8 protein-coding genes are annotated in these 13225 nt (G+C 66.5%); 3 read left to right on the top strand and 5 right to left on the bottom strand.

Annotated features, from left to right (window positions below; all coding sequences use genetic code 11):
- The first annotated feature begins 66 nt into the window (after window positions 1-66).
- From HB681_RS34460 to HB681_RS34450, 3 genes are all read left to right on the top strand, one after another.
- A complete protein-coding gene (locus HB681_RS34460) occupies window positions 67-1218 on the top strand; it encodes a LysM domain-containing protein (protein ID WP_256735215.1) in 1152 nt (383 codons plus the stop codon).
- 25 nt (window positions 1219-1243) lie between these two features.
- Window positions 1244-2392 (top strand): DNA-processing protein DprA, encoded by a 1149-nt coding sequence (gene dprA / locus HB681_RS34455; RefSeq protein WP_213959391.1) that lies wholly within the window; start codon window positions 1244-1246, stop codon window positions 2390-2392.
- Window positions 2393-2471: 79 nt separating this feature from the next.
- Window positions 2472-2987, top strand: coding sequence for a DUF494 domain-containing protein (locus tag HB681_RS34450; RefSeq protein WP_213959390.1), 516 nt, complete (start codon window positions 2472-2474; stop codon window positions 2985-2987).
- 109 nt (window positions 2988-3096) lie between these two features.
- On the opposite strand, the gene HB681_RS34445 is transcribed toward HB681_RS34450, so the two are convergent.
- The 5 genes from HB681_RS34445 to HB681_RS34425 form a co-directional block, all read right to left on the bottom strand.
- Window positions 3097-5718, bottom strand: coding sequence for a DUF1631 family protein (locus tag HB681_RS34445; RefSeq protein WP_213959389.1), 2622 nt, complete (start codon window positions 5716-5718; stop codon window positions 3097-3099).
- Between the two features lie 111 nt (window positions 5719-5829).
- Entirely contained in the window at window positions 5830-6783 is a 954-nt protein-coding gene (gene secF, locus HB681_RS34440; protein WP_213959388.1) for a protein translocase subunit SecF, read from the bottom strand.
- Window positions 6784-6792: 9 nt separating this feature from the next.
- Entirely contained in the window at window positions 6793-8667 is a 1875-nt protein-coding gene (gene secD / locus HB681_RS34435; protein WP_213959387.1) for a protein translocase subunit SecD, read from the bottom strand.
- Window positions 8668-8733: 66 nt separating this feature from the next.
- Entirely contained in the window at window positions 8734-9081 is a 348-nt protein-coding gene (yajC, locus tag HB681_RS34430; protein WP_213959386.1) for a preprotein translocase subunit YajC, read from the bottom strand.
- A gap of 399 nt (window positions 9082-9480) precedes the next feature.
- A complete protein-coding gene (locus tag HB681_RS34425; protein WP_213959385.1) occupies window positions 9481-13086 on the bottom strand; it encodes an indolepyruvate ferredoxin oxidoreductase family protein in 3606 nt (1201 codons plus the stop codon).
- Between the last annotated feature and the right edge of the window lie 139 nt (window positions 13087-13225).

Raw genomic sequence — 13225 nt, 5'->3', positions numbered from 1 at the left:
TCAATCTCCCAGCGGGGGCGGGCCGGGCGCCGCCCGGTCCTGGGGGCCATCGCCTCGCTCGCGGCCATGACACTGTTCGGCTCTGCCACGGTGGCCTCGGCGCAAACCTATCCGGTCACGCCGACGCAACGCGCCACCGCCCAGCAGACGGCGCAAACCGGCATTCCGGTGAGCGAACTGGCGCCCAACGCGCCGGACGAATACACCGTCAAGCGCGGCGACACGCTCTGGGCGATTTCGCGCATGTACCTGCGCACGCCGTGGCGCTGGCCGGAGTTGTGGGGCATGAACCTCAACGACATCCGCAACCCGCACCTGATCTATCCGGGCCAGGTGCTGTACCTCGACAAGACGGGCGGCCGCGCCCGCCTGAGCACCCGCCGCGGTACCGGCGCGCCCGAGGGCACGATCAAGCTGTCGCCGCACACACGCACTGAATCGCTGTCCGGCATGGCGTTGCCGACGCTGAACACGGCGCTGATCGAGCCCTTCCTCACCGAGCCGATCGTGGTGGACGAGGACACCGTCAAGTTCGCGCCACGCATCGTCGCCGGCAACGACAACCACGTGCTGCTGTCCCGCGGCGATCGGGCCTACGCGCGCGGCGAACCCAATGCGCCCTTGGTCGAGACGCCTGGTCCGATCAACCAGTACCGCGTGTTCCGCAATGCCACGCCGCTGAAGGACCCGGCCACCGCCGAAATCCTCGGCTACGAGGCGCAGTACCTCGGCAAGGTCCAGTTGCAGCGCAGCGAGACGACCGAAACCATGATGCAGGATGGCAAGGAGGTCACCAACGTGGTGCCTGCCACCATCGACGTGGTGGCCGCCAAGGAGGAAATCCGCGCCGGCGACCGCCTGCTGCCCGAACCACCGCGCCAGTTGCTGAGCTACGCGCCGCGTGCGCCCGCGGGCACCATCACCAACGGCCGCATCATTTCCGTCTACGGTAACGCCGTGCAGTTCGCGGCGCAGAACCAGGTGGTGTCCATCAACAAGGGCACCCGCGACGGCATCGAAACCGGCAACGTGCTGGCCATCCTGAAGAATGGCGAGACGATCGTTGACCGCACCAACGGCAACAAGGACACGCTCAAGCTGCCGAACGAACGCATCGGGCTGCTGATGGTGTTCCGTCCGTTCGAAAAGGTGTCGTACGCCCTGGTGCTCGAGATCAGCGACACTCCGAAGGCAGGGGATTTGCTCATCAACCCCTGAAAAACAACAGGGGAGTGGGTAGGGAGTGGAACGTGAAGAACTCGCGGGCTGGCTGCGGCTGACCCTCACGCCGGGCGTCGGCGACATCACCGCGCGCAAGTTGCTGGGCGCCTTCGGGTTGCCCGGCGACGTGTTCCGGCAAACCCCGGCCGCGCTCGGCCAGATCGGGCCTGCGGGCACAGTCGCCACGCTCCTGCAACCGCCCGCCGGTCTCGAAGCCCTCGTGGAGGAGACATGGCAGTGGCTGCACGGCAGCGACGCCACCGGCGCCGCGCGTCGGGTGCTGACCCTTGCCGATGCGGGCTACCCGGCCGGGCTGCTGCAGATGCCCGACCCACCCTTGATGCTCTACACGCTGGGCGCCCCAGGGTTCGACCTGGCGCAGGTCGATCGCAGCCTGGCGATGGTGGGCAGTCGCAACCCGACGCCGCAAGGGCTTTCAAATGCACGAGCCTTTGCGCAGGCGCTGGGTGAAGCGCACATCGTGGTCGTGTCGGGCCTGGCACTCGGCATCGATGGCGCGGCGCATCAAGGTGCACTGGACGCTGCCGGCAGCGCACAGCGGCTGGCGACGATCGCCTTCGTCGGCACAGGACTCGACCGCGTCTATCCCGCGCGCCACCGCGACCTGGCGCGCCGCATCGTCGGGCAGGGCATGCTCGTCAGCGAGTTTCCGCTCGGCACGCCGCCACTCACCCAGAACTTCCCCAAGCGCAACCGGCTCATCGCCGGGCTGTCGCAAGGCACGCTGGTGGTCGAGGCTGCGTTGCAATCCGGCTCGCTGATCACCGCGCGGCAGGCGGTCGAGCAGGGCAAGGAAGTGTTCGCGATCCCGGGTTCGATCCATGCGCCGCAATCCCGCGGTTGCCACGCGCTGATCCGGCAGGGGGCCAAGCTGGTCGAATCGGTGCAGGACATCCTGGAGGAACTGCGCTTCCCGGAGGCCATGGATTCGGCAGGCGCCGGCGCGGCATCTGCGGGGGTCTCCGGCACCGGAACGCCTGAAAGCCCGCTGCTCGAAGCGCTCGGACACGATCCCGTGAGCCTGGACGCACTCTCCGCGCGCACCGGCTGGGGCGCGGCCGACCTGCAGGTCAAGCTCCTGGAACTCGAACTGGACGGCCATGTGGCGCGGCTCCCGGGCGGCCTGTTCCAGCGCATCGCTTCGGCGTAAATGAGCCCATGCCGAAGCCCCTTCGGCGCCGGATGACACATTTCATACGCCATTTCGGGCGGCTGGGCTATATTGGGGCATGTTCGAAGTGCTCGTATTCGTCTATGAAAACTACTGGCGCGGCGACGCGTGCCCCGAACCCGAGCAACTGGGCCGCAAGCTCAGCGCCCACGGCTTCGACCACGATGAGATCCGCGATGCGCTCCAATGGCTGGACGGTTTGAGCCTCGCCACACGGGGCGCCCAATTGAAGTTCGAGGGTGACGGCAGCACAGCCACCGTCACCCTGCGCGCCCCGGATGAGGCCGCCCTGCCCCAATCGGCCTACGCGATGCGCGTCTACTCGGGCGCCGAGCAGGACCACCTGGGCGCCGAATGCCTGGGCTTCATCAACTTCCTCGAAGCCTCGAAGGTGCTCGATGGCGGCTTGCGCGAGATCGTCATCGAGCGCGCCATGGCGGCGCCGGGTGACCCGGTGGCGCTCGACGAGTTGAAGATCATCGTGCTGATGGTGCACTGGAGCACCGGCATCGAGCCCGACGCCCTGGTGCTCGACGAACTCTGCGAAACCCGCGCCGGGCGCGTGGCGCATTGAGCGTTGCGGGCCCGCAGGCGCCGAAAGGCTGCTGCGCCAGAGGTCGGCGAAGCACCCCCCCGCGCGCAGCCCCGCGAAGCCGGTTTCGCGGCCGTCGTGGCCTCTGGTTCTAGTTCAGCAAGCGTTCGGGGTTCGCGTCGAGCTTGGCCAACGCTTCGCGCGTGGCGCGCACGGTGAGCGTTTCCTCTTCGGCCGGCACCAGCAGGCCGGCTTGCAGGTAGGAAGCGAGTCGCCCGGCCTGGATCAGGAAGTTGCGCCCGTGGGTCGCGGCGAACAGGTGCAGCTGTTTGCGGTCGCTGCGCCAGACGAATTGAACCTGGCTCACATGGCCGTTGTGGTCGAGCATGAACCAGGTGCCCACCTGGAGCTCATGCGCCCAGGCCAGCATGTCTTCGCTGACCTTGGTGCCCGCGTTCGGAATGACCTCGATCGACGCGGCGTCCACGCCGAGCAACAGTTCGATGCTGCCGGCGTCGATCGGCAGCTCACCCGAGACATCCCCCGCCTCGTCGGTGACGAAGTCTTCCAGGTTGGCCAAGCGCTTGGCCATGGCTTCGATCTGCGCGGCGGGAATGGCTTCGGTCTTCGACATGAAGGCGTCGGCCAGCGTGTCGCCGATGATCTTGATGTGCACTTCCTGCGGCTCGCCCACGATGCCCAGCAGCGTCATGCCGGCACGCAGGCGCTGCAGCAGCTTCGGCAGATCCTGGATCACGCGGGTTCGGTCGTTGCGGTTGGGCTTGGCGCTGGCGGCCCAGACCAGTTCGGAGGCCGCGCGCTTGAGTGTCACGGTCTGTTCGTCCTGCCCGCCGTAGCGCAGCGCGGCGATGGCCAGCACCTCGGCCCAGACCTTGAACAGGAACTCGCGGATCTCCTCGCGCACCGGCATGTCGTTGAGCATCTTGCGCAGCTCGATGGTGTACTGGATCGCCATCGTTTCCTTCTGCTCGACCTGCTGCGCGACGCTCATGAGGCGCTGGGTGGCATCGCTCTGCGTCAGGTACTTGTTCAGGAATGCGACGAACTCGTCGAACACCAGCTTGAACACCCGCTGGCCGGTTTCCGGGTATTGCTCGATGACCTGAACGACGCGGCGGATTTCGCCTTCGAGCGCGCTGCCCGAGATGGCGGCCGCGTCGAAGCCCATGACGCAGGAGCCCATGCGGTCGATCAGCATGCGCGCGGGATGCTGCAGCGTGCCGAAGAACTCGGGCTCGGCAATCGCCACGCGCAGCACGGGCATTTGCAGGCGCGCGAACCACACGCGCGCCGAAAACGGAATGCGTTCTTCGGCCAGGATGGCCTGGAACATCAGCGCCACGATCTCGACCGTGGCCTTGTCGGCGGTGGTCGGCGCTTTCTTCTTCAGTTCGGCACTGCGCCGGCGCAGGTCGACGGCGGTCTGCTGCACGGCCGTCGCTTCGTCGGCGGCCAGCAGGTATTGCGATGCGGCAATCTGATAGGCCGCCTCCGCATCCGCGATGGCCGCGGCAAAGGCTGCGCCGCCGACGCCGCCACTGACACCGCCGGCCATCCCGCCGCCGACACCACCGGCGCCGCCGCCACCACCGCCACCGCCCGACGACCGGACGCCCACGCCAGTGGCGCCGACCCCGCCGCCCATCGCGCCGCCGCGCTGGGCCACGGTTTCACCGCCGATGCGCGCCGTGACGAAGCGCTTCAGATTCAGCAGCACGCCCTGGGCGCGCTGGCGCGCTACAAAAAAGGGCGATCCACCCGCGCCATCCATGCCGGGCAGGCCTGCGCCGCCATAGCCGCGACCGCTGGAACTGCCGCCGCTTCCATTGCCGCCACCCGCGCCGCCGCCCTGCACCACGCCGATCGCCGCAGGCGCAAAGCTGCCGGGGGGAATGCCGAAGCCGCCGGCATAGCCGCCGCCTCCGCCCCCACGTTGCAGGCCACCACCTTGCACGCCACCACCTTGCACGCCACCGCCTTGCACGCCGCCAGCGAATCCGCCTGCTGCGCCGCCGCCAAATCCGCCGCCACCCGTGTGCGCATGGCTGCCTGCTTCATGGGCGAAGCTGCCGCCGAGCGCACCGGAGTTGGTCGCGGCGCCGGTGCGCTTGACGAAATTCTTGAGGTCGATCTCGGGCATCACGCCCTTGGAGATCAGGAATGCATTGGCGTCGTGATAAGCACTGACCACCACTTCCAGCAAACGAGTATGGACAACCTCCTGCACCTTGGTCCAGAGCTGGCGGCTGAGCCCGGCGGCCAGCCATTGCTCGACCAGCATCTTGGCCAGCGACTCGGGGCGCAGCACATCCTTCGAATCGAGTTCGGTGGTGCCTTCCAGGTACTGGATGCGCAGGCGCAGGTCGTTCAGCTCGAAGCTGGCCTTGTCCTGGATCACCAGTGCCAGCCGTGAGGACAGGATGTTGTTTTCCACCACCTCGTCGCCGATGAGTTCGAGCGAGGACAAGGAATTGTGCGAATTGCCGGTGCTGGTGGCCACTTGGGCCAAGGCCTTGCGCCAGCTGTCCTGCGCCAGCGAAACCCAGTTCGATTCCTTGGTCCGGAAGGTCAGGAAGTCGTCTCGGTGCTCCTGCATCTCGCGGGCATTGCCGACGGCCTGCGAGAGCGACGTCAGGCGCTCCCGGATCGCATGCGCGGACGGCGCGATCACGCCGCCGGTGGCGGTCACGAAACGCTCGCGGGCCTCACGGGCTAGCTGCAAGGAGGCGACGTGGGACCGCTGGGTGCTCATGAATAGATCAGGACGGCTCGGGAACTTTGGCGATCACCGAGCTTGCATCGGGAAGCCTTTTGACACAAGACCCGTTGCATGCTCGCCAACCCGCAATTTTCAGCAATTGAATCACACCACGGCACCGGCGTTCGGATCGTCCGGATCGCCATCGCGCTTGACCGGACCCTTGACCAGGTCCTCGCGCTTGACACCGAGCCACATCGCGATGGCCGCCGCCACGAAGGCCGACGAATAGATGCCGAAGCAGATGCCGATGGTCAGCGCCAGCGCGAAATAGTGCAGCGTCGGGCCGCCGAAGAAGAACATCGACAGCACCACCAGCTGCGTGCAGCCGTGGGTGATGATGGTCCGGCTGATGGTGGACGTGATCGCGTTGTCGATGATCTCGTGCGTGTTCAGCTTGCGGTAGCGCCGGAAGTTCTCGCGCACGCGGTCGAAGATCACGACCGATTCGTTCACCGAATAGCCCAGCACCGCCAGCACCGCCGCCAGCACCGCCAGCGAAAACTCCCACTGGAAGAAGGCGAAGAAACCCAGGATGATGACCACGTCATGCATGTTGGCCAGCACCGTCGCCAGTGCGAACTTCCACTCGAAGCGGAAGGCCAGGTAGATCATGATGCCGACCACCACCATGCCGAGCGCCTTGAGCCCGTTGGTGGTCAGTTCGTCGCCGACCTGCGGGCCGACGAATTCATTGCCGCGCAACTCGACCTCGGGGTCGCTCGCCTTCAGTGCGCCCATGACCTGCTCGCTCTGCTGGGCCGAGCTCATGCCCTTTTGCACCGGCAGGCGGATCTGCACGTCGCGCGAGGTGCCGAAGTTCTGCACCTGCACATCGGCGTAGCCGAGCTTGGCGATGGTCTCGCGTACCTTGCCGACGTCGGCCGATTGCTTGTAGGCCACCTCCATCACCGTGCCGCCGGTGAACTCCACCGACAGGTGCAAGCCGCGGTGGAACAGGAAGAACACTGCCAGCGCGAAAGTGATGAAGGACACCGCGTTCAGCACCAGCGCATGGCGCATGAACGGGATCGTCTTGTGGATTCGGAAAAACTCCATCTTGATTCCTTATTCGGCCACGGCCACGCCGTCGGTCTTGGGGCGCCACACGGTGCCGATGGAGACGGTCTTGAGCTTCTTCTTGCGTCCGTACCAGAAGTTCACCAGGCCGCGCGAGAAGAACACGGCAGAGAACATCGAGGTGACGATACCGATGCAGTGCACGACCGCGAAACCGCGCACCGGTCCCGAGCCGAAGGCCAGCAAGGCAATGCCGGCGATGAGCGTGGTCACGTTGGAGTCGAGGATGGTGCCCCAGGCGCGGTCGTAGCCGGCATGGATGGCCGCCTGCGGTGCCGCGCCGTTGCGCAGTTCCTCGCGCACGCGCTCGTTGATCAGCACGTTGGAGTCGATCGCGACACCGATGGCCAGCGCCATGGCCGCGATGCCGGGCAGGGTAAGCGTGGCCTGCAGGATGGAGAGCACGGCCACCAGCAACAGCAGGTTGACCGCCAGCGCGATCGACGAGAACACGCCGAACAACGCGTAGTAGATGCACATGAAGACCATGATCGCGGCAAAGCCGTACATCACGCTGTCGAAGCCTTTGGCGATGTTGTCGGCGCCCAGGCTTGGGCCGATGGTGCGCTCCTGGATGATCTCCATGGGCGCGGCCAGCGAACCGGCGCGCAGCAGCAGCGCCAGGTTGTTGGCATCGACGCTGCTCATCGCGCCCGAGATGCTGAAGTGCGTGCCCAGCTCGCCGCGGATGGTGGCGACCGAAATCGCCTGCCCCTTGCCCTTCTCGAACAGCAGGATGGCCATCAGCTTGCCGATGTTCTCGCGGCTGGTGTCGCGCATGATGCGGCCGCCCTTGGCGTCCAGGTCGAGCGACACGTTGGGCAGGTTCTGCTGCTGGTCGAGACCGGCGCGCGCGTCGGTGAGGTTTTCGCCGGTGACGAGCACCTGCTTCTTGACGATCACCGGCTGGCCGCTGACGTCGGGAAATTTCTCGGAGCCGAAGGGCACCGGGCCGCCGGTCTTGGCAGCGCGTGCCTCGGCGCTCTCGTCGACCATGCGCATTTCAAGCGTGGCCGTGCGCCCGAGGATGTCCTTGGCCCGCGTCGGGTCCTGCACGCCGGGCAACTGCACCACGATGCGGTCGATGCCCTGTTGCTGGATCACGGGCTCGGCCACGCCGAGTTCATTGATCCGGTTGTGCAGCGTGGTGACGTTCTGCTTGAGCGCCTCGCCCTGGATGCGGACGGCGGCCTCGGGCCGGAAAGTGGCGGCCAGCAGGTAGTCGTCGCCCTCGCGCCTGTCGGTGGTGACGAGGTCGGGGTACTGGTCCTGGATCAGGCGCCTGGCGGCTTCCAGTGCGGTCGTGTCGCGGGCGCGCACCTCCACGCTCTGGCCATTGCGGCTGACCGCCGCGCCACGCACGCTCTTGTCGCGCAACGCGGAACGAACATCGCCGGAGATGGTCTCGGCGCGCTTGTCGAGCACGCCCTTCATGTCCACCTGCAGCAGGAAGTCCACGCCACCGCGCAGGTCCAGCCCGAGGTACATCGGGTAGGCATGCAGCGCCGTGAGCCAACCCGGCGAGCGCGACACCAGGTTCAACGCGACCACGTAGGTCGGGTCTTCCGCATTGGGCACGAAGGCATGCTGCAGGGCGTCACGCGCCTTCAGCTGGTCATCGGTGCTGGCGAAACGCACGCGCACGGCGGAGGCATCGATCGTGAGCAGGTCGGGCTTGAGGCCGGCCGTCTTGAGTGCCTCCTCGACACGGGCCTGGGTCGACGCATCGATCCTGGCGGTCGACTTGGCGGGCGACACCTGCACGGCTGGCGCCTCGCCGAAGAAATTGGGAAGTGCGTAGATCAGCCCCAACAGGAGCACGATGACGATGATGGTGTACTTCCAGACCGGATATCGATTCATGGCGGGAGGTTGAGCGTTGGAAGTTCGGCGTGGCGCAGGGGTTGCCGGGCGGTCCCCGGCCGGCGATTACTTGATCGCGCCTTTGGGCAGCACCTGGACCACGGCGCTGCGCTGGATCTTGATCTCGACGCCATTGGCGACTTCGAGACCAAGGTACTGGTCGTTGATCGACGTGATCTTGCCGAGCACGCCGCCGCCGGTGACGACTTCATCGCCCTTGGCCAGCGCCTCGATCATGGCGCGGGCTTCCTTCTGGCGCTTCTGCTGCGGGCGGATGATGACGAAGTAGAAGACGGCAAAGATTGCAATCATCATGGGCAATTGAAGGCCGCCGAACGCAGACAACATATCGCCGCCGGTAGAAGCAGGTGCGGGAGCAGCAGCGGTCTGGGCAAAGGCAGAGGAAATGAACAAGGGAGTCTCCAGCAGAGGGATGTCAGGAACGCAGGCGCGATGCCCGCAGCAAGTCGCGGCGACCGCGGGGTGCGGCCCTGCGGCGCAGGCCCATGCCCGCGCGCAAGCACCGGGCATTGTATTCGTGGGTGCAACCGCTGCCGCCGGCTAATCCGGCGCTGGGAACGGGGCTTTGAAAGTGGCGCGCGGGGCCGTTGCGCTGCTACTCAGGCGATGGCGGGCAATGCCTGTTCGTGGGCACGCGCGGAACCGGCTTTGACGGGCCGCTGGATGCGCTCCCTCAGGTGCTGAGGGACGCGACTGCAAGCCAGCCCGGCGCCAGCTCGGACGGCCCGCAAGAGCAGTTGCCTCTGGCGGGCGCCCGTAGCGCGGCAGATGCATCCGCGGCTGGGCTTCGTTTCAGGCCGCGGCGCGGGACGCCTGCGGCTGGCGCCACTGGGTCATCAGCGCCGCCCAGCGCGTGCGGGCCGCGGCCAGGTTGCGGTCCTTCACATGGCCGTAGCCGCGGATCTGCTCCGGCAGCGCGGCGATGTCAAGCGCCGTGGCGTGGTTGGCGGCGGTCAGGCCGGACATCACTTCCTCGATGCTCGCCTTGTATTCGCCGATCAGCGCACGCTCGGTCTTGCGCTCCTCGGTACGGCCGAAGATGTCGAGCGCCGTGCCGCGCAGGCTCTTCAATTTGGCCAGCAACTTGAAGCCGGTCAGCATGCCGGGGCCGAATTTCTGCTTCTGCAGTTCGCCCTTCGAGTTCTTCTTCGCAATGAGCGGCGGCGCCAAGTGGTAGTTGAGCTTGAAGTCGCCCTCGAACATGCCTTCGACACGATCGAGGAAGCTGCGGTCGGTGTGCAGGCGGGCGACCTCGTACTCGTCCTTGTAAGCCATCAGCTTGAAGAGGTAGCGCGCCACGGCTTCGGTCAGGGTGTTCTTGCCGACCCGCGCGGTCTCGACCTGCTGCACCCGGCCGACGAAGGCCTTGTATTGCTCCGCATAAGCAGCGTTCTGGTAGGCCGTCAGGAACTCGACGCGGCGCTTCACCAGGCTTTCGACCGTTTCTCGCTTCTTGAACTCAATCACCTGGCCAGGCGTCACGAGCTTTTGCACGGCGACAGGGCTGTGCGCGGCGCGGCGACCCCATTCGAAAGCGGTCTTGTTGTTCTCGACCGCCACCGCGTTCAACTCGATCGCCCGCATCAGCGATTCATGCTCCAGCGGCACCCAGCCCTTTTGCCAGGCGAAGCCGAGCAGCATCGGGTTGGCATAAAGGCTGTCGCCCATCAGCGCCACGGCGGTGGCGTCGGCATCGAAGCTGGCGACGCCCTCGGCGCCGACCGCGCGCGCGATTTCGTTGGCGCAATCGTCCTGCGGGTTCTGCCAGTTGGCGTTGCGCACGAATGCCGCCGTCGGCGCGCTGTGGCTGTTGAGCGCGACATGCGTGCGTCCTTCGCGCATGCGGGCCAGCGTCTCGCCGTTGACGGCCACCAGCGGATCGGCCGCCAGGATGAGGTCGGCCGCGGCCGTGCCCACGCGCGTCGTGCGGATCGCGTCCTGCGATTCACCGATCAACACATGGCTCCAAGTCGCGCCGCCCTTCTGCGCCAGGCCCGCGGCATCCTGCGTGACGATGCCCTTGCCTTCGATGTGCGTCGCCATGCCGAGCAGCTGGCCGATGGTGATGACGCCGGTACCGCCGACGCCGGCCACCACCACGCCCCACACCTGGTCGCGCGCCAGCGTCGGGACCGCGGGCTCGGGCATCTCGCCCATTTCGAATGGCGAGTTGGCCTTGCCCTTCGACTTCTTCTTGAGCTGGCCGCCTTCGACGGTGACGAAGCTCGGGCAGAAGCCCTTGAGGCAGCTCATGTCCTTGTTGCAGGTGCTCTGGTTGATGGTGCGCTTGCGGCCGAACTCGGTCTCCAGCGGCTCCACGCTGAGGCAATTGCTCTGCACGCTGCAGTCGCCGCACCCTTCGCAGACCAGCTCGTTGATGACGACGCGCTTGGCCGGGTCGACAGCCGTGCCCCGCTTGCGGCGGCGGCGCTTCTCGGTGGCGCAGGTCTGGTCGTAGATGATGACCGTGGTGCCCTTCATCTCGCGGAACTCGCGCTGGATGTCGTCGAGCAGGTCGCGATGCTTGATCTCGACGTGGTCGCCAGGCACGCTCACGCCCTGGTACTTCTCGGGTTCGTCGGTGACGATGACGACCTTCTTCGCGCCCTCGGCATGCATGCTCTCGGCGATCTGCAGCACCGAATGGCCCTCGGGTCGTTCTCCCACCTGCTGGCCGCCGGTCATGGCGACGGCGTCGTTGTAGAGGATCTTGTAGGTGATGTTCACGCCGGCCGCGATGCTCTGGCGGATGGCGAGCAGGCCGCTGTGGAAGTAGGTGCCGTCGCCCAGGTTGGCGAAGATGTGCTGGTCGGTCGTGAAGGGCTGCTGGCCGACCCATGGCACGCCCTCGCCGCCCATCTGCGTGAAGCCGATGGTGGAGCGGTCCATCCAGGTGGCCATGAAGTGGCAGCCGATGCCGCCCATGGCGCGCGAGCCCTCAGGCACGACGGTGCTGGTGTTGTGGGGGCAGCCCGAGCAGAACCAGGGCTGGCGGCCATCCTTCACACCGCCGACCTGCAGCACGTCCATCGAGCGCTCTTTCGCCTCGAGGATCGCGAGCTGCGCGTCGATGCGCGCGACCATGTCGGCGCCTGCCTTCGCGAGCAGGCCGGTCTTCTTCAGGCGCTGCGCGATCGCCTTGGCGATCATTGCGGGGTTCAGGTCGGCATTGGCGCGCAGCAGCGTGTGCGCGGTGGGGTTGGGCATCGACCATTCGCCGCCCGAATAGCCCTCGGCCGCATGCACTTCGCCCTCGTCGAACTTGCCGACCACGTTGGGGCGCACGTCCGAGCGCCAGTTGTAGAGCTCTTCCTTGAGTTGGTACTCGATCACCTGGCGCTTCTCCTCGACCACCAGGATCTCCTGCAGGCCGGTCGCGAAGTCGCGCGTGAGTTGCGCCTCCAGCGGCCACACGACGGCGACCTTGTGCAGGCGGATGCCGAGCTGGCGGCAGGCGGCGTCATCGAGGCCGAGGTCGATCAGCGCCTGGCGCGTGTCGTTGAAGGCCTTGCCGCTGGCCATGATGCCGAAGCGGTCGTTCGGCCCCTGGATGACGTTGTGGTTGAGCCGGTTGGCGCGGATGTAGGCCAGCGCGGCGTACCACTTGTAGTGCATCAGGCGCGCTTCCTGCTCCAGCGCGTGATCAGGCCAGCGGATGTGCAGGCCGCCGGGCGGCATCTGGAAATCGGTGGGCGTGATGATCTCGACGCGCTCCGGGTCGATCATCGCTGTGGCGCTGGACTCGACGATTTCCTGGATCGTCTTCATGCCCGACCACACGCCCGAGAAGCGGCTCAGCGCGAAGGCGTGGATGCCGAGGTCGAGGATCTCCTGCACGTTGGTCGGGAAGAACACCGGCGTGCCGCAGGCCTTGAAGATGTGGTCGCTCTGGTGCGCGGCCGTGCTGCTCTTGGAGATGTGGTCGTCGCCCGCCACCGCGATCACGCCGCCGAATTCGGTGGTGCCGGCCATGTTGGCGTGCTTGAACACGTCGGAGCAGCGGTCCACGCCCGGGCCCTTGCCGTACCAGATGCCGAAGACGCCGTCGAACTTGTTGGTGCCCTGGGGCGAGAAGCCCAGTTGCTGCGTGCCCCACAGCGCCGTGGCCGCCAACTCCTCGTTCACGCCGGGCTGGAAGACGATGTTCTGCGCCTTCAGGTACTTGCTGGCCTTCCACAGCGCCTGGTCATAGCCGCCGAGCGGAGATCCGCGGTAGCCGCTGATGAAGCCGGCTGTGTTCTTGCCGTTCTGCTGGTCGCGCAGGCGCTGCAGCATCGGCAGCTTGACCAGGGCCTGGACGCCGCTCATGAAGGCGCGGCCGTAATCCAAAGAATATTTGTCGTCGAGCGTGACGGTCTCGAGGGCCTTGCGGATGTGCTCTGGCAGCGGGGCGTTCATGTGTCGGTCTCCGGTGGCTTTGCCTTGTGGGCGTGGCTGAAAAGGTGTTTTGAACCCTGGTAGGGCGCTCCCCAATAGTGACGCAAAGTGTATGCCTGCGCCTCTGACAGGTGTTTGCGTTCTTTGCCTCGAAAACCCG

Origin of the sequence: Variovorax sp. dw_954 (assembly GCF_018449755.1) — a bacterium.
Classification (GTDB): Bacteria; Pseudomonadota; Gammaproteobacteria; order Burkholderiales; family Burkholderiaceae_C; genus Variovorax.
The sequence above is the reverse complement of the archived record's forward strand: the minus strand, read 5'-3'. Positions and strand labels throughout refer to the sequence as shown.